This is a genomic window from Pigmentiphaga sp. (assembly GCF_033795525.1).
GTDB lineage: Bacteria > Pseudomonadota > Gammaproteobacteria > Burkholderiales > Burkholderiaceae_B > Pigmentiphaga.
Genome location: NZ_JARYGM010000013.1, coordinates 33,690 through 51,137 on the forward strand (window position 1 = coordinate 33,690; position 17,448 = coordinate 51,137).

Annotated in this window: 17 protein-coding genes; 8 read left to right on the forward strand and 9 right to left on the reverse strand. The window is 65.7% G+C overall.

Features of this window, described 5'->3' with window-relative positions; translation table 11 throughout:
• Positions 1-67: 67 nt before the first annotated feature.
• Both QHC78_RS19305 and QHC78_RS19310 read left to right on the forward strand, forming a co-directional pair.
• The gene (locus QHC78_RS19305) at positions 68-847 is read left to right on the forward strand and encodes a M15 family metallopeptidase (RefSeq protein WP_319747470.1); all 780 of its coding nucleotides are present in this window, start codon (positions 68-70) and stop codon (positions 845-847) included.
• Positions 848-882: 35 nt separating this feature from the next.
• A complete protein-coding gene (locus tag QHC78_RS19310) occupies positions 883-2,235 on the forward strand; it encodes an MFS transporter (RefSeq protein WP_319747471.1) in 1,353 nt (450 codons plus the stop codon).
• On the opposite strand, the gene QHC78_RS19315 is transcribed toward QHC78_RS19310, so the two are convergent.
• Positions 2,227-3,099: an endonuclease/exonuclease/phosphatase family protein gene (locus QHC78_RS19315; protein WP_319747473.1), complete on the reverse strand. Its 873-nt coding sequence runs from the start codon at positions 3,097-3,099 to the stop codon at positions 2,227-2,229. The two genes, QHC78_RS19310 and QHC78_RS19315, sit on opposite strands and share 9 nt — an antisense overlap.
• Before the next feature lie 201 nt (positions 3,100-3,300).
• Between QHC78_RS19315 and QHC78_RS19320 the strand changes: the two genes are divergently transcribed.
• A complete protein-coding gene (locus QHC78_RS19320) occupies positions 3,301-3,861 on the forward strand; it encodes an NADPH-dependent FMN reductase (protein ID WP_319747475.1) in 561 nt (186 codons plus the stop codon).
• A gap of 275 nt (positions 3,862-4,136) precedes the next feature.
• On the opposite strand, the gene QHC78_RS19325 is transcribed toward QHC78_RS19320, so the two are convergent.
• Both QHC78_RS19325 and QHC78_RS19330 read right to left on the reverse strand, forming a co-directional pair.
• Complete coding sequence (locus QHC78_RS19325; protein WP_319747476.1) at positions 4,137-4,517, reverse strand: DUF423 domain-containing protein; 381 nt, start codon at positions 4,515-4,517, stop codon at positions 4,137-4,139.
• A 51-nt stretch (positions 4,518-4,568) separates the two neighbouring features.
• Positions 4,569-4,991 (reverse strand): VOC family protein, encoded by a 423-nt coding sequence (locus QHC78_RS19330; protein ID WP_319747478.1) that lies wholly within the window; start codon positions 4,989-4,991, stop codon positions 4,569-4,571.
• A 124-nt stretch (positions 4,992-5,115) separates the two neighbouring features.
• Here QHC78_RS19330 and QHC78_RS19335 point away from each other — a divergent pair, with 124 nt between their 5' ends.
• A complete protein-coding gene (locus QHC78_RS19335) occupies positions 5,116-5,997 on the forward strand; it encodes a LysR family transcriptional regulator (protein WP_319747480.1) in 882 nt (293 codons plus the stop codon).
• Between the two features lie 107 nt (positions 5,998-6,104).
• Positions 6,105-6,533, forward strand: coding sequence for a VOC family protein (locus QHC78_RS19340; protein WP_319747482.1), 429 nt, complete (start codon positions 6,105-6,107; stop codon positions 6,531-6,533).
• A 91-nt stretch (positions 6,534-6,624) separates the two neighbouring features.
• On the opposite strand, the gene aspS is transcribed toward QHC78_RS19340, so the two are convergent.
• From aspS to QHC78_RS19365, 5 genes are all read right to left on the reverse strand, one after another.
• On the reverse strand, positions 6,625-8,424 hold the full coding sequence (aspS, locus tag QHC78_RS19345; RefSeq protein ID WP_319747484.1) for an aspartate--tRNA ligase: 1,800 nt from the start codon (positions 8,422-8,424) through the stop codon (positions 6,625-6,627).
• A gap of 75 nt (positions 8,425-8,499) precedes the next feature.
• Positions 8,500-9,099, reverse strand: a complete 600-nt coding sequence (locus tag QHC78_RS19350) for a DUF502 domain-containing protein (protein ID WP_319747486.1) — start codon at positions 9,097-9,099, stop codon at positions 8,500-8,502.
• Between the two features lie 48 nt (positions 9,100-9,147).
• Positions 9,148-9,462, reverse strand: coding sequence for an FmdB family zinc ribbon protein (locus tag QHC78_RS19355; RefSeq protein WP_319747487.1), 315 nt, complete (start codon positions 9,460-9,462; stop codon positions 9,148-9,150).
• 217 nt (positions 9,463-9,679) lie between these two features.
• Positions 9,680-10,957, reverse strand: a complete 1,278-nt coding sequence (locus tag QHC78_RS19360; protein WP_319747489.1) for a putative Na+/H+ antiporter — start codon at positions 10,955-10,957, stop codon at positions 9,680-9,682.
• Between the two features lie 145 nt (positions 10,958-11,102).
• On the reverse strand, positions 11,103-13,136 hold the full coding sequence (locus QHC78_RS19365; protein WP_319747491.1) for a methyl-accepting chemotaxis protein: 2,034 nt from the start codon (positions 13,134-13,136) through the stop codon (positions 11,103-11,105).
• A gap of 255 nt (positions 13,137-13,391) precedes the next feature.
• On the opposite strand from QHC78_RS19365, the gene QHC78_RS19370 reads away from it, so the two are divergent.
• On the forward strand, positions 13,392-14,270 hold the full coding sequence (locus tag QHC78_RS19370) for a manganese catalase family protein (RefSeq protein ID WP_319747493.1): 879 nt from the start codon (positions 13,392-13,394) through the stop codon (positions 14,268-14,270).
• Between the two features lie 18 nt (positions 14,271-14,288).
• On the opposite strand, the gene QHC78_RS19375 is transcribed toward QHC78_RS19370, so the two are convergent.
• Positions 14,289-15,659 carry a UDP-glucose dehydrogenase family protein gene (locus QHC78_RS19375; RefSeq protein ID WP_319747494.1) on the reverse strand — a complete coding sequence of 457 codons (1,371 nt, stop codon included), beginning with the start codon at positions 15,657-15,659 and terminating at the stop codon, positions 14,289-14,291.
• Positions 15,660-15,790: 131 nt separating this feature from the next.
• Here QHC78_RS19375 and QHC78_RS19380 point away from each other — a divergent pair, with 131 nt between their 5' ends.
• Both QHC78_RS19380 and QHC78_RS19385 read left to right on the forward strand, forming a co-directional pair.
• Positions 15,791-16,474 carry a PIG-L deacetylase family protein gene (locus QHC78_RS19380; protein ID WP_319747496.1) on the forward strand — a complete coding sequence of 228 codons (684 nt, stop codon included), beginning with the start codon at positions 15,791-15,793 and terminating at the stop codon, positions 16,472-16,474.
• Positions 16,461-17,396, forward strand: coding sequence for a glycosyltransferase family 2 protein (locus tag QHC78_RS19385; protein WP_319747498.1), 936 nt, complete (start codon positions 16,461-16,463; stop codon positions 17,394-17,396). Before QHC78_RS19380 ends, QHC78_RS19385 begins: the two co-directional genes overlap by 14 nt.
• Positions 17,397-17,448 lie beyond the last annotated feature (52 nt).

Here is a 17,448-nt window from a genome sequence, read left to right on the forward strand (position 1 = left end):
AGCGCATCTGGCTTGTCCGGCCGGGGACGCCGCATAATACCCGCTGCGTTACCGACGGAACGTCTGCATGAAGAATCCCCCTCCCGGCCCGGACGGCCGCGGCCCTGCGCGCCCGCTGGCACACGCCACCGGCGCCTGTCTGGCAGCCGCCGCGTTGATGGCGCCCGGTGCCCAGGCCCAGACTACGCCGCTCCCTATTCCCGTGGGCTTCGTCCACCTGACCGACGTCGTGCAAAGTGTGCGGCTCGACATCCGTTATCACGGCAGCGCGAACTTCATGGGCCGGCCGGCGGCCGGCTACGATGCGCCCACGTGCATCCTGACCGAACCGGCGGCACAGCGCCTGAGGCTGGTGCAACGCGAACTGCGCCCCCAGGGCCTCACGCTCAAGGTATTCGATTGCTACCGGCCGCAGCGCGCGGTCAACGACTTCGTCTCGTGGACGCGCGACCCCAATGACCAGAAAGCCAAGGCGCAATACTTTCCCGACGTAGCGAAGGAGTCGCTGCTGGAACGCGGGTACCTGGCCCAACGATCGAGCCATAGCCGCGGCAGCACGGTCGATCTGGCCTTGGCCGCCCTCGATCCCGGACAGACGGCGGCGTTGCCTACGCGCGGCCCGCTATTGCCCAACGGCGAAGTGGACATGGGCACTCCGTTCGACCTTTTTGATGTAAAGTCGCATACCGACAATCCAGATTTACCCGAGGATGTTCGGCACAATCGTCAGTTCCTCAAGGGCCTGATGGCGCGACACGGCTTTCGCAATCTGCCCGAGGAGTGGTGGCACTACACCCTCGCAGACGAACCGTATCCGGACACTTATTTCAATTTCCCCGTACGCTGACCGCGCCCCGCGCGGGGCGTGCCCACAATAAGAACATGTCTTCCCTGGACGGACTCCCGCCGCCGCGCAAGTACTGGGCGCTCGCAGCCACGCTGCTCGCGATGGCGATGACCGTCCTGGAAACCACCATCACCAACGTCGCGCTGCCTTCCATCGCGCGCGACCTCGGCGTATCGCCGGCGCAAGCGGTCTGGATCGTCAATACCTACCAGCTGGCCATCGTCGTCGCCCTGCTGCCGTTTTCCTCGCTGGGCGAAATCCTGGGCTACCGGCGGGTCTTCGGTGTGGGCCTGACGGCCTTCACCATCGCCTCGGCCGGTTGCGCGATGTCCACCAGCTTCACGATGCTGATCTCCTTCCGCGTGTTCCAGGGCCTGGGCGCGGCGGCGGTCATGAGCGTCACGCCGGCCTTGCTGCGCTTCATCTACTCCCAGAAACAATTCGGGCGCGCGATCGGATTCAACGCGCTGGTGGTGGCCACCTCGTCGGCTGCCGGCCCCATGCTGGGATCGCTGATACTTTCCGTCTCGTCCTGGCCCTGGCTGTTCGCGGTCAACATCCCCATCGGCCTGTTCATCCTGTCCATAGGCAGCCGCATGCTGCCCGAAACCGAACTGGCCAAGCGCCGCTTCGACGCGCTCAGCGCGATCTTGAGCGGGCTCACTTTCGGTCTGCTGGTGGTAGGCGTGGATCGTTTGATCCCCGACTTCAAGACTGCGGCCATCCTGTTGGGCGGCGCCGCCCTGGCCGGGCTGGCCCTGGTGCGGCGGGAACTGGCGCAGCCCACGCCGCTGCTGCCGCTCGACCTGCTGCGCATACGCCAATTTGCCTTCTCGGTCGGCGCCTCGGTCTGCGCCTTCTCGGGACAGACCATGTCCTATGTATCGCTGCCGTTCTACTTCCAGCAAGTGCTGGGCCGCAGCCAGCTGGAAATCGGCATGCTCATGGTGCCCTGGCCGCTGGCGGTGGCCATCGCGGCCCCGGTCGCCGGACGGCTGTCCGAAACCATCGCGCCGGCAATCCTGTGTTCGGTGGGAGCCGGCCTGGTGACCCTCGGGCTCTTGCTGATCGCCTTGCTCCCGGCCGAGACCCCCAACGGCTGGATCATGGCATGCATGGTGATCAGCGGGACGGGTTTCGGCATGTTCCAGACGCCGAACAACCGCGTCATGCTGACGGCACCGCCTCGCCACCGGAGCGGCGGTGCCGGCGGACTGCAGGCAACCGCGCGGCAATTCGGCATGGCCCTGGGCGCCGCGCTGGTCGCACTCACGTTCACGGCCGTGCCGTCGCATGGGCCGACCACCGGCCTGGTGGTCGCCGCCGTGTTCCTGGCCGCCGCATCGGCCATCAGCGCCGCCCGCCCCGGCACGCGGCCGTCAGGGTAGTTCCAGCTCCGCGAGCAATGGCGCATGGTCGGACAGCCGCGTCCACGGCCGCCCATACAACACGCTCGCCTGCCTGACGGAAAACCCGCGCTGGTAGATCCGGTCCAGCCGCAGCCACGGGAATATCGCCGGGAACGTGCGAGGCGGGCGCGGCGCCATCAACTCGTTGCCCATGCCCAGCTTGGGCGGCCCCTGCAGTCCGGTACGGGGACGCAACGGCGACACCTCGCCGCCACGCAAGGCGCGTCCCAGCATGCGTACCGAATCGCGCAAGCGGGGCAGCTCGACATTGTTGCTGCGCGGCGCCGTCGCGAAGACCTCGTGCACCCCCAGCCGCTCGATCAGGATATCGGACAGCACATTGGTCCAGTCGTTGAAATCGCCGGCGATCAGGATGGGATCGGCAGGTGGAACGACCTCTTCGATGCGGGATACCAGCGCCGCCACCTGGCGCGACCGGCTGCCCGCGAACAGGCCGAGGTGGACCACGAAGCAATGGACTTCGTGCCTGCCTATGCCCACCCTGGCATGCAACAGGCCGCGCTGCTCCAGCCGGTGATCGGAGATGTCCTGGTTCTGGTGCGACAGGATGGGGAAACGGGACAACAGCGCGTTGCCGTGGTCCGTATGCCGGTACACGGCATTGCGGCCGTAGGCCGCTTCCAGCCGCAGCGCAGCCGCCAGCATTTCGTGCTGTTCGTGGAGGGTGCCGTACCGGTCGTTGCGGCCCTGCACCTCCTGCAGGAAAGCCAGGTCCGCGCGCAGCGTGTGCAGCCCCAGGCGCAGCTCTTGCACGGACTCGCGCGCCCCCAGGGCCGACAGGCCCTTGTGGATGTTGTAGCTGACGATACGGACGACGGACATCGGAGGTGCAACGGGCAGAAGGCATTCATTCTAGTGGATCGCCGGCGGTATGCATGCGGATACAAGTAGGACCTGGTGCGCGCAGCCTGCTGCGCTATCATGGGCCGGCAGTCCTCGTTCCGGAACTCCGGCTAGCGAGCGCAACGCGCCACGGGCGGTTCCGGCATCCATGTCTCTCATCCAGAAGATCCGGGAATCTCCATGAGTACCTACAAGATAGGCGTGATCATCGGCAGTCTCCGCAAAGATTCGTTCAACCGCCAGTTGGCAAAGGCCGTCTGCGCGCTCCTGCCATCGCATCTGCAGACCGAGGAAATCCCCATCGGGGAATTACCCTTGTACAACCAGGACCTCGACACGGCCCTGCCCGAACCGGCCGCCAAGTTCAAGCAGCAGGTCGAATCGGTACAGGGACTGCTGTTCTTCACGCCCGAATACAACCGCTCGTATCCGGGCGTACTGAAAAACGCCATCGACTGGGGCTCGCGCCCCGCAGGCAAGAGCTCCTGGGCACGCAAGCCGGCCGGGATCCTGGGCGCCTCGCCCAGCCAGGTCGGCACGGCCCTGGCGCAGGAACACCTGCGCATGGTCCTGTCCGCGCTCGACATCCCCGTCCTGCCCCAACCCAGCATCTTCGTCCAATACTCAGCCGGCCTGATCGACGACCAGGGCAAGATCACGAACGAAACCAGCGCCAAGTTCATCCAGGGCTTCGTGGATCGATACGTGGCCTGGGTGGAGGGGCTCCCCCCTACGCGCTGACGCGCGCCCCCCAGGGGGCGATGCGGGTGGACCGGAAGGAAAGCCCACCCCGCGTGACCTCCGGTCACTCCCCTCAAGGGGCGGTACCAGCGGACCGGCAAAGCCGGATCCGCGGTACCCTCGATCTAGAAAAATTTCTTGAATCGCCGCCCCCGTGCTGCCGCTGGCAGCCAGCGATAGCACCGACGCGCCAAGCCAAGAAAGCGGCCTTAGACCCAGGGCACCGCGGATCCGGCTTTGCCGGTCCGCCAGTGCCGCCCCCTGGGGGGCGCGCGTCAGCGCGTAGGGGGGGGTCCATCCACCAGCGCCGCGACGGCGACGCCCAGCCAGCCTACGATCATGGCGCCGCCGCCGAAGGGGGCCGTGCCCCAGAGCAGCTTGGTGCCGGCCAGTTGCCGCAGCGCGAGGTCGACGGAGAAGAGCAGGGTGCCGGCGATGATGAGGCCGGTGGCGCCGACGAGGACGGGGCGGGCGCGCTGGAAGTGGGGCACCATGGCGGCCAGGCCGGTGACGGCGGCCGCATGCAAGAGCAGGAAAAGCGCAGCGGTGGACAGGATGCCGCCCCCTGACAGGTGCGTGGTCATGGCGGCCAGCATGACGCCTGCCGCGCCCATCGGCGCGGCGCACCCCAGCAATACTCGTGACGATAACAACATGCAGCGCTTCCTTGAGAAACCGGCCCCGGCCCAGGTCGCGCGCCGTCGAGGCTATTTCGCGAACACCTGGCTGAGGTCGCCAAATGCCTTGAACTCGAGCGCATTGCCCGAGGGGTCCATAAAGAACATAGTAGCCTGTTCGCCTACTTCGCCCTTGAAACGCACATGCGGCTCGATCACGAATTCGGTGCCCGCCTTGCGCAGTTTCGCGGCCAGTGCCTCCCACTCATCCATGGGAAGAATGGCGCCAAAATGCCGCACGGGAACGTCATCGCCATCGACTGCGCTGGTGTGGCGGGTACCCGCCTCGCCGGGTGACAGGTGCGCCACGATCTGGTGGCCATAGAAGTTGAAATCGACCCAGGTGTCCGAACTGCGGCCTTCGGGGCAGCCGAGCAGCTCGCCGTAGAAGGCGCGTGCCTGCGCCAGGTCATCGACAGGAAACGCCAGGTGGAAAAGCGGGAGGCCAGCCATGAAGATACTCCACTATCGGAACGCGCCCGCAGCCGGGCTATGGCGTTTGATTGTATTGAACAAAATCTCTAATATTAAACGAAATTTTTTTGCATTTCATATCTAATATTTTTATATATCGACGATGATCCTCCGTTACCTCCAGACCTTTATTGCCGCGGCCCGCACGTCGTCGTTCTCGGCGGCCGGAGCCCGGCTGGGGTTGACGCAATCCGCGGTCAGCACCCAGATCCGGCGGCTGGAGGAAGACCTGGGCTGCCAGCTGTTCGACCGGGCCGGCAAGTCGGTGCGGCTCAGCGAACGCGGACGTCAGTTGCTGCCCGAGGCCGAGCAGATCGTCCAGCGCTACGAGCGGATGCGCGGCGCCAGCCGCCAACCTGCCCCGGCTACCCTGGCCGTCGGCTCGATCTCCACGGCGCAGGTCGGGCTGCTGCCGGGCGCCCTGCGCCGTTTCCGCCAGGCCTGCCCGGCCGTGCACGTCAACGTGGTCCCAGGCATGTCGACACAATTGCTGGCCCAGGTGGATGAGGAAGAGCTGGACCTGGCTGTACTGATCAAGCCCAACCTGAACCTGCCGCGACACCTGAAATGGGTACTGCTGATGCGGGAACGCTATATCGGAATTGCGCCGCGAGCCTCGCGGGGCGATTGGGCCGATGTGACGGCGGCGCTGCCGTTCATACGCTACAACCGCAAGTCGCACGGCGGGCACCTGGTCGATCAGTTCCTGCACCGGCATGCGTCTCAGGTAGACGAGTTCATGGAACTGGACGAGCCGGCGGTCATTCTTCGCATGGTGCGCGAGGGGCTCGGCTGCGCCATCATTCCCGGTGCGCTGGTAGACGCCGCCGGCGACCCGCAGGTACGCATCGTCGAACTGCCGGGCCCGCCCTTTTTCCGGGAAATCGGCGTGGTCACCCGCCCGACGGCAACCAAGGATGCCGTCCTCGGCACCTTGATCGAAAGTCTCCGCACCCAGGCGGCAGCGCTCGACACGGTCGGCTAGCGCAGCGGTGCCGGACCATCCCAACGGCGCTACCAGCGCCTTGTTGTACCCGTCATCGGCCTCGTGCTACGGTTTTCGTGCAGACTGCCCTTCCCCTGGAGGCCCTCATGACGAAATCGACCATCATGCCCTGCCTTGTGTATCGCGACGCCTCCGCCGCCATCGACTGGCTGTGCCGGGCCTTCGGCTTCAGCAAGCACTTGGTCGTCCCCGGTGAAGCCGGCGCCATCGCGCATGCGCAACTGACTTTCGGCGACGGCATGATCATGCTCGGATCCGGGCAAGGCGAGCTCATGCGCGAGATCGCGGCCTTCCCCAAGGATATCGGCGGCCGCCAGACGCAGACACCGTACATCGTCGTACCCGATCCGGATACGCATTACGCCACCGCCGTCAATGCCGGCGCATTAGTCGTGCGGCCCATCCAGGAGGAAGACTACGGCGGCAAGGGCTACTCGCTCAAGGACCCGGAAGGCTATATCTGGCACTTCGGCAGCTACGACCCTTGGCAGGAATCGGAGCTGAACCCGCCCTGAGGTCGCGCCGCCTGCCGCGCCGGTCCGTGGAAAAAAGAAAAAGGCCCCGCTTCCGAAGAAGGGGGCCTGATAGCCGCGACCGTGGCGAGGCCTACTGCGCCGTCTTGACCTCGGCCGTACGCAGGCGGATATGCAGCTCCCGCAACTGCTTTTCGTCGACCACCGACGGCGCGCCGGTCAACAGGCATTGCGCGCGCTGGGTCTTCGGGAACGCGATCACGTCGCGTATCGATTCCGCACCGGCCATCATGGTGACGATGCGATCCAGGCCGAAGGCCAGGCCGCCGTGCGGAGGCGCGCCGTATTGCAAGGCATCGAGCAGGAAGCCGAACTTGGCCTGCGCTTCCTCGGCACCTATCTTCAGCGCCCGGAAGACCTTGCTCTGGACGTCCTCGCGATGGATACGGACCGAGCCGCCGCCGATTTCCCAACCGTTGAGCACCATGTCGTAGGCCTTGGCCAGGCAGGCGCCCGGGTCGGATTCGAGCAGGTCTTCGTGACCGTCCTTGGGCGAGGTGAAGGGATGATGGGCCGCGGTGTAGCGCTGTTCCTCCTCGTCATACTCGAACATCGGGAAGTCCACCACCCACAGCGGCTTCCATTCGCCTTCGACCAGTCCTTGCTTGCGGCCGAACTCGCTATGGCCGATCTTCACGCGCAGGGCCCCGATGGAATCGTTGACGATGCGGGCCTTGTCGGCACCGAAGAACAGGATGTCGCCGTCCTGCGCGCCGCTGCGCCGCAGCAGCTCCTGCAGCGCGGCATCGTTGATGTTCTTCACGATGGGCGACTGCAGGCCCTCGCGGCCCTTGGCCAGCTCGTTGACCTTGATCCAGGCCAGGCCCCGGGCGCCGTAGATGCCCACGAATTGCGTGTAGGCGTCGATTTCGCTGCGGGACAGCTCGGCGCCGCCGGGCACGCGCAGTGCCACCACGCGGCCGCCGACGCTGTTGGCGGCGCTCGCGAAGACCTTGAAGTCCACGTCCTTCATGACATCGGTCAGTTCGGTGAACTCGAGCTTGACGCGCAGGTCCGGCTTGTCCGAGCCGAAGCGGCCCATGGCCTCGCTCCAGGGCATCACCGGGAACGGATCGGGCAGGTCCACGCCCTTCACCGTCTTGAAGACGTGCCGGATCATGCTTTCGAAGATGTCGCGGATTTCCTGCTCGTTCAGGAACGAGGTCTCGCAATCGATCTGGGTGAATTCGGGCTGGCGATCGGCACGCAGGTCCTCGTCGCGGAAGCATTTGACGATCTGGTAGTAGCGATCGAAACCCGACACCATCAGCAACTGCTTGAACAACTGCGGCGACTGCGGCAACGCGAAGAAGTGCCCGGGATTGACGCGGGAAGGGACGAGATAGTCGCGCGCGCCTTCGGGGGTGCTCTTGGTGAGCATGGGCGTCTCGATGTCGATGAAGCCCAGGCCGTCCAGGTACTTGCGCATTTCGATGGCGACCCGGTAGCGCAGCATCAGGTTCTGCTGCATCTGCGGACGGCGCAGGTCCAGTACGCGGTGCGTCAGGCGGGTGGTTTCCGACAGGTTCTCGTCATCGAGCTGGAACGGCGGCGTCACCGATGCGTTCAGGATTTCGATGTCGTGCGCCAGCACCTCGATCTCGCCCGATTTCAGCGCGGTATTGAGGGTGCCTTCGGGGCGCTTGCGCACCAGCCCGGTCACCCGCACGCAGAACTCGTTGCGCAGCCGCTCGGCGATCTGGAACGTGTCCGCGCGATCCGGGTCGCACACGATTTGCGCCAGGCCTTCGCGGTCGCGCAGGTCGATGAATATGACCCCGCCGTGGTCACGGCGGCGATGCACCCAGCCAAACAAGGTCACGATTTGTCCCAGGTACTCGGTCGAGACCTGGCCGGTATAGCAGGTACGCATGAAATCTCCGTCTAAATTGCGTCTGTATCGGTGCGGGGCCGGCTGCGCCAGGCGCGCCGGCAAACGGGCGGGCCATCAATTGCCCCGCGCCGGGGATCCCGGCGCCACCACCCCCATCGATACGATGTATTTCAAGGCCGCATCCACCGTCATGCCGAGTTCCATGACATCGGCGCGCGGCACCATCAGAAAGAAGCCGGACGTCGGATTCGGCGTCGTCGGCACGTAAACGCTTACGCAATCGGTAGGCAGGCGGTCAGCCACCTCGCCGCTCGGCGCTCCGGTCAGGAAGGCCAGGGTCCATACGCCCGGACGGGGATACTGCATCAGCACCGCCTTGCGGAATGCCTGGCCGTTGGGCGCCAGCACCGTGTCGCTGACTTGCTTGACCGAGTTGTAGATCGACCGGACCAGCGGGATGCGCCCGAGCAGGCCTTCCCACATTTCCAGCAGCTTGCGCCCCAACAGGTTGGCGGTGCCCATGCCGGTCAGCAGCACCACCAGGATCACCACCGCCAGCCCGAACCCCGGGATGTGCGTGCCAAACAGCGCGTCGGAAGTCAGTACGGACGGCACGACCGCCTCGAGCGTCGATACGACGAGCCCCAGGACCCACACGGTGATGACCAGCGGGACCCAGATCAGCAATCCGGTGACGAAGTAGCGTTTGAACACGAAGGTTCCCGTAAAAAGCCCGCGGCGCCCGGTGGCGCCGCGCGAACCTCAGGCCGTCGTGGCCGGTGCACTCGACGAAGATGACGATGCGGACGCCTCGGAGCCGGAGCTTGCGCTGGACGATGCACTGCTCTCGGACGAACTGGACGAGGCCGAGGAGCCGGCCGACTTGGCACTGCCGTTATTGCGGAAATCGGTCACGTACCAGCCCGAACCCTTGAGCTGGAAGCCCGCTGCGGTCACCTGCTTGGAATAAGCGGCTTGCCCGCACTGCGGGCAGTCCGTCAGCGGCGCATCGGACATTTTCTGCAACACGTCCTGCTGATGGCCGCAGGCACTGCATTTATAGGCGTAGATAGGCATCGCCAAACTCCCCAGGCATACCTCGGAACCGAACCCCGTCTAAGCGCCAGCGGTATCTGGCCGAACCGGGGTTCTGGAATTGATCAAAGCCTTGAATTTTAGCGACTTTTTGGGTATTTAGCGCAGCTGTCCGAAAAACTGCGTCCGGCTTCTCGCCCCGGGCGGATACGGGCCCGGGCCGGCGACAAGGCAGAGCTTTCATGGCGCGGGCAGGCATTCAGCCGGGCAACAAGAAGAACACGATGGCCACGGTGGTGGGCAGCGCGGCGCCCAGCAGCAACGCCAGGGGCGTGATCGTCCCGCCAGGGAAGGCGCCCTTCAGGATGGCGAAGCCGGCTGGATTCGGCGCATTGGCGATGACCGTCAACCCCCCGCCCGTAACCGCCCCGGCAACCAGCATGTAGCGCCAGAACTCGGTGGTTCCTTCTACCAGCGATCCGAGATAGGTCAGCGCGGCGTTGTCGGTCAGGGCCGTCAGCGCGGTCGCCCCCCAATACAGCACCAGCGGCGACATATCGGCCAGCAGATCTTGCAGCCACCACTTCTGGAGTCCGCCCAGCACGACCAGGCCGGCCAGGAAGAAGCCCACCATCAAGCCTTCCTTGATCATCAAGGGCGCCTGGTGAGCCTTGTAGGCCTCGGTATAACCGACGAACAGCAGGAACAGGCCCAGGAATACCGCAGGATGATGAGCAAACAGGACCACCGCGGCCAGGAACGCGACATGGACTGCCGTCACGGCCGGCGGCACCGCGTGCTTCCGCACCCCGGCGCCCGCCTGGGCAACGGATACTGGTGCGAGCAGCCGGCGAAAGCACAAGGTGGCAATCAGCGCATTCAAGACCACCGCGCCAGCGGCCCGCCAGCCGAAATGGGTCAGCATATAGGCGGTATCCCATCCGAAGGTGGAGGCGACCATCAGGACCGGCGGCGCGGCATAGGATGTCAGGACCCCGCCTATGGATACGTTGACGAACAGCACGCCCAGCGTGAAGTACTTGAACCGGACGTCGTCGATACGGTGAAAAAAGCCGTCGCGCAGCATGACCGCCGCCAGGGTCATTGCCGCCGGCTCGGTAATGAACGAACCTAGCAAGGGCACCAGCGAGAGCGTCAGGTAATAAATCGCCACGGATCGGTTGACCGGCACGACAGTGCCCAACGCCCCTACCAGGCGCGTCACCAGGGCCAGGATGGGCCGGCTGGCCGCAATCACCATGATGGCGAAAACGAACAGCGGTTCGGTGAAGTTGCGCGAATCCATGTACTCGACGGCCTCGCCCGCCCCCGCCAGGACCGCCATCGCGACCAGCAGGACGAAGGCCCAGAAGCCGAAAACGGCCTCGACCTCGGACAGCAAGTGCCACAACCCGGCGTGCCGTCCGCCCCGGTGCGCCCATCGGGCGAACAGGGGCACGGAAAAGGTATGGACGATGGCGACGGCAAAAAGAAACGTTGCGATCAGTTCGATCGCGCTGGCAGAGGGGAGCGTCATGGCTGGCGTTCGTCGTGGCGATGGCAGACGGGCTTCGGGAGTTTAGCAACACGCGTTCAACCGCCAAGGCGCGCGGGAGGTTATGACGTAAGCCGCACGATATTCGATCGTTATGATGCGTTGGATGCGGAAAAGCCAGGCAGCGCTACGTGCGCAGGGTTCGGATAGTCTCGTCCAGGACCTGGGCCTGGCTCTGCAGGGATTCCGCCGAGGCCACCGATTGCTGCACCGCGGCCGCGGATTCTTCCGAATACTGGGCGATCTGCTCGACGCGGCTGGCGATTTGCTCCGAAGCCGATTTCTGCTCCATCGCGGCATTGGAAATATCGGCGATGACTTCCGCGGTACGTCCGGCGGCCTCGCGGATGCGGCCAAGGACGTCACCGGCCTGCCGGGCGCCTTCGGCCGAGCGCTGCATGTCGGTATTGACCTGGCGCATGGCCTCGGCCGCCAGCGCGGTCTGCTTCTGCACCGCGGCGATGACCTCGGCGATCTGCGAGGTGGAGGACTTGGTGCGTTCGGCCAGGCCGCGCACTTCGTCCGCCACCACCGAGAAGCCGCGGCCTTCTTCCCCGGCCCGGGCAGCTTCGATGGCAGCGTTGAGCGCCAGCAGGTTGGTCTGCTCGGCGATTTCCTGGATGGTCTTGACCACCGCCGAGATTTGCCGGGAAGACGCCTCGAGCTCCTGCACGACTTCCGCCGAGCTGGCCACCTGGGCCGCCATCTTCTCGATTTCGGAAACGGTCTGGGTCACGACCACGGCGCCCTCTTCGGCGGCGGAACTGGACGTCTTGGAGAAGTTGTTCGCTTCGCGGGTATTGTCGGCGATCTGGGAAATGGACACCGTCAGTTCCTCCACGGCCGCCGCGACGCCGCTGGCCGCCTCGGATTGCACCTCGGTGCCCTTGCCTATCTGGTGCAGGGCCTGCAGCGTCTGGGTGGTCGCCGCCGCGACCTGCGAGCCGGTGGCGTTCATCTGCTGGGCCAGCTGCGCGATACGCACGCGCGTGGCGTTGATCCGATCGGCCATGATGTGGATCTCGTTGCGCGAGCCGCGCGGCCCGGCGGGGACGTCGCGCGTCAAGTCGCCGTCTCCCAGCCGGCCGATGCCGTCGACCACATCGCGGACGGGACGCAGCGCCATGGACATCTGGAAATAGGTAAGCAGGCCCGTAGCCACGCCGCCGGCGAGCAACAGGCCGACCATGAGCGCGATCTGCTGGTACTGCGCCGCCATGAACTGCGACTTCGGCCCGGCGGCCACCAGCGTCCATCCCCAGTTGGGCACGGACTGGAAAGCCACCAGCATGGTCGAGTCGTCGGTGGAACGTGCCGCCTCGACAAAGCCCCGGCTCGCGTCGACCAGATGGTAATAGAAGGGGCGGTCGGCCTCGGGCGTTTCCTCCACGGTCTTGCCCTTGTAGAGCGGATGCACCAGGAACTGCGAGGTGCCCTGCAGGCGCGGCGTCATCGCGAACATGCTGCCATAGCCCGCCACCTTGGTTTTCTCGATGAAATCCAGCGTGCCCGCGACGTCGTCCGACATATCGACCTGCAGCGCGATGCCGCCGAAGACCTTGCCGTTGTCGTCCTTGAGCGGACGCACATGGATGGCATACCAGCGGTTGTTACGATAGACGATGTCGGTCGCGGCCTGTTGCGCGTCCATGGTCTTGGCGACGAAGTCGTCGTCGGCAATGGGCTGGCCGGTGAGCGGCAGGCCATCGGGGCCGCGCAGCAGCGTGGCGGCCCGTATCCAGCGGTTGTCGTGGCGCACGACCAGCTCGGGCTCGGCGCCGGTATAGCTGCGCATGCGCTGCAGAACCGCCGTATTGCCGTTGAGGATGGTCTCGCCCGCGCGCACCGTCATGATTTCGCCGGCGGCGCCCGTTTCCGTGAGCGTCCCGTCAGGCGAGGGAAGCTCGCCCAGCATGCGCTGGAACACCAGCAGCTGGCGTTCGACCTGGGTGCGCGAGGAAGCGAAGGAGGACTCGAGGCTGGCGGTGATGGACGCCAGCGCATCCATCATTTCGCGCTCGACCGCTTCCTTCCCGGCGCGAAAGCCCTGCCAGGCCAGTACGGCCGCGGTCAACACCGACACCACCGCGCTGACGGAAAGCGCCAAAACCAGCACCTGTTTCGCCAGCGACCGCTGGCCCAAGCCGAGAGACACACCCATTTACTTACCCCACACCAATGTTGCCGGCTCTTGCCGATCGGTTCGCGCAGACCTGCCTTTCACTGGCAGGCGTGCAGGGATTTACGGCAGCCACTGCCCAGAGTTGAGGTTTTTTTAGGTGAAAAGCGGCGGCGAAAAGCGGTGGTTTGCCAGGGAAAACCCGTGTTCCCGGCCCGTTGCGCGCCATCCCGCGCCGTTGCGGCCGCCGGGCACGCTTCCTGCGGAGCGGGGACCTCGTTCATGAAGGAGAGCCCCATGTTCGCGCACAACAAACGTCTGCAATACACCGTCCGGGTGTCCGAGTGCAATCCCGGCTTGGCCAACCTCATGCTGGAACAGTTCGGCGGCCCACAGGGAGAACTGGCCGCCGCTTGTCGTTATTTCACGCAGGGCCTGGCCGAGGAGGATCCCGGCCGCAAGGACATGCTGCTGGACATCGCCACCGAGGAGCTGAGCCACCTCGAGGTAATCGGCACTATCGTGGCCATGCTCAACAAGGGTGCCAAGGGCAAGCTGGCCGAAGCCACCGAGGAAACGGCCGAACTCTACCGGTCCATCACCGGGGCCGGCAATGACTCGCACCTGACGCAAGTGCTCTACGGCGGCGGGCCGGCGCTGATCAATTCGGGCGGCGCGCCCTGGCATGCCGGCTACATCGACACCATCGGCGATCCGTCGGCAGACCTGCGGTCGAACATCGCGGCCGAGGCGCGGGCCAAGATCATCTACGAGCGCCTGATCAACCTGACGGACGATCCGGGCGTCAAGAGCGCGCTGCAATTCCTCATGACGCGCGAAGTCGCGCATCAGCAATCGTTCGAGAAGGCGCTGTATTCGATGACGCCGAACTTCCCTCCGGGCAAGCTGCCGGGAGACCCCAACTTCACCAACGTCTACTTCAATATGTCGCAGGGCGAAGGCGACATGCGCGGCTCGTGGAACAGCGACGAGAACTTCGACTATGTCTCGGAGCGCGAGGAGCAATGCGCGGTGGATGGCGGCGAGGGGCTGCCCGAGGTGGCGCTGACGCCGGACGAGGAAACCGCATTGGACGCGCTGGCCACGCGGACCATGTCGGATCCCGACGTGGATCCCACTACCGGCGCCGAGCTGGGCTCGGGCGAGGTTCGCTAAGCGGCCGTCCGCCGGCCGCTACCTCGCTGTCTCGGAGGTGGCAGCCGGCGCCGGCCGGGCCGCCTCCTGGCCCATCCGCCCCACCCCTTCATAACGCAGGCCGCAGGCTTCGACGTAGCGCGGGTCGTAGAGATTGCGGGCGTCGAACACGGCCCGTCCCCGCAGTAACCGAGCCAGCCCCCGGAAATCCGGCGACTTGAACTCCCGCCATTCGGTCATGACGACCAGCGCATCCGCATCCTGGCATGCCGCATAGGCGTCCTCCGCGATGGAAAACCTCTCGCCGCCCAACGCGCGCAACGCGTTGGCGCCGGCCGCCGGGTCGTACGCGCGCACGGTAGCGCCCGCACGCAAGAGACGGCCCGCGAGGTAGATGGCAGGCGCCTCACGTATGTCATCGGTCTCGGGCTTGAAAGCCAAGCCCCAGACTGCCACGGTCCGGCCGGCCAGCCGGCCCCGGAAGAACCGCTCCAGTTTCTGGTAGAGCAGCGTGCGCTGGCGGAGGTTGACTGCTTGCACGCTACTCAGGATGTCGGTGGGCGCGCCGTATTCCTCTGCCAGCCGGATCAAGGCGCGGACATCCTTGGGCAGGCACGAGCCGCCATAGCCGGCGCCGGCATATAGAAAGTGATAGCCGATGCGCGGGTCGGCTCCGGTGCCCCGCCGCACCGCTTCGATGTCAGCCTGGACCCGTTCGGCCAGGTCTGCGAGTTCGTTCATGAGCGATATCCGCGCGGCCAGCATCGCGTTCGAGGCGTACTTGGTGAACTCCGCCGAGCGGATGTCCATGCATATCAGCCGATCGCGATTCCGGTTGTACGGCGCATAGAGCGCCCGCAGCAGCGCGCAGCCTTCGTCATCGTCAGTCCCTATCACGATCCGGTCGGGCCGCTGGAAGTCGTCGATAGCGTGGCCTTCCTTGAGAAACTCCGGATTGGACGCGACCCGCAGTTCGTGAGGAACACCCCGGCGAGCCAACTCGGCTTCCATGACCTCCCTGACCCGGTCGCACGTGCCCACGGGAACGGTCGACTTGACCACGACCAGCGTGTCACGGGCCGCCGTCCGGGCGATATCAAGAGCCGCCTGCAGGACATGCCCGAGGTCGGCTGCCCCATCCTCGCACGGTGGCGTACCCACGGCGATGAAGACGACGTCGGCATCGGCCACGGCGGACGCGAGGTCAGCCGTAAACACCAGGCGGCCCGAGGCGGTATTGCGGGCCACCAATGCCTCGAGCCCCGGCTCATAGATAGGCAGATGGCCGCCGCGCAACAGACGAAGCTTGGCTGGATCGCTATCCACGCAATGCACCTTGTTGCCCACGTCGGCCAGGCAGGCGCCGGTCACCAGGCCCACATAGCCCGCGCCGATGACAGCTAGATTCATCGTCTTGCTCCCATGAAACCGCCGATGCACAGCAAGTTCCATACCCCGGATCGCGCCCAACATCGTTACACCTGTGCCAGACGAACGGTGGCAAGGTAGGTGCCGTTCAAGGCCAGACCGCGCATGTGCCGATGAAATCGCTCGATACCCTCGATAGGCTGACCGTGGTATCGCCCCATCTGGACGATGCGGTATTCAGCTGTGGCGCGCTGCTCGAGCGCGCGCGCTCGTGCCAGGTCATTACGGTCTTTGCAGGCTTTCCCGGAGATGTGCCGTTGACGGATTGGGACCGGCGCTGCGGTTTCCTCACCGCAGAGGAAGCGGTGCGCATGCGCCGCGAGGAAGACGCCGCCGCGCTGGCCGAACTCGGCGCCAAGCCGGTATGGCTGGACCTGCTGGATGCCCAATACGGCGGCAACCATCCGCCCGAGGAAGTTGCGCAGCACCTTGCCCCTCTTATCGATCGGTTCCAGAAGGGAGCGCTGGCTGTCCCGCTGGGTCTGTTCCATTCGGACCACATCCTGACGCACGAAGCCTGCATGCGGCTTTATGACGAGCACCAGGAACTGAGATGGCTGTTCTACGAAGATGCGCTGTACCGGCGCCTGCCCGGACTGCTGCAGCAGCGGCTGGCGGAACTGCTCCAAAAGGGTTTGCGGCTGACGCCCGTGGCCGGCCCGCGGCTGCCACCCCGCGCCAAAGAACGGGCCGTGAGCGCGTATGCCAGCCAGCTGCGCGCTTTCGGCAAGGGCGGCTACGAAGACACGGCGCTGCCGGAGCGATATTGGAAGGTGGACGCCCATGAGCCGCACTGAGATGCGCGTCACCGTCGTAATCCTGACGCACAACCGGCGTGAGGAGGTTCTGCGCACCGTAGGCCGGCTGCGCCGGTTACCGGACCCTATCTGTCTGTGCGTGGTCGATAACGCCAGCAGCGACGGCACGGCGGACGCTCTGCGCGCGGCCTTTCCTGACCTCCACGTCATTGCCGCCGCCCGCAATCTCGGCGCAGCGGGCCGCAATCTCGGCGTGCAATGGGCCCGCACGCCTTATGTCGCCTTCTGCGACGACGATACCTGCTGGGAACCGCATGCACTGGAACGCGCCGCCGACATTCTCGATCTCCACCCCCGCGTCGCGACGCTTTGCGCGCAGGTTCGCGTCGGAGCGGAGGGACGCAGCGACCCGACCTGCGAGCGCATGGCCCAAAGCCCCCTGCCTTCGCACGGCTTGCCCGGCAAGGCACTGCTCGGGTTCCTGGCGGGCGCGAGCGTCATGCGCGCAAGTGCCTTCCTGCAGGCAGGCGGCTACCATCCCGCCTTCTTCATCGGCGCGGAGGAAGCCCTGCTCGCCCTGGACCTTGCCGCTGCCGGCTGGCATATGGTGTATTGCCCGGAAATCGTCACGCGCCATGAACCATCGCCGCAGCGCGACGTACCCGCAAGACGGTTCCTGCTGGCCCGCAACGAACTCTGGACCGCCTGGCTGCGTCTGCCGCTGCTGGATGCGCTGGACGAAACCGTGCGCGTCGGGCGCCGCGCCCGCGAAGAGCTGGGGGGCTTCATGCCGCTCGTGCTTGCCGCCCTGCGCGGCCTGCCCTGGATCGTCGCTCAACGCCGGGTCGTGCCGCCGGAGGTCATGGCCATGCGCCGCCTGCTCAGGAACGAAGCAGTCCTCGCCGACGGCGCCGCCGCTATGTCACGCCACGCCCCGGCCTCGTCGTCTCCAGAGCAATGAGGTGTTAGGTACGCATATTGCTGCCGGCCGCGCACCGGCCTTGCGGCCACTC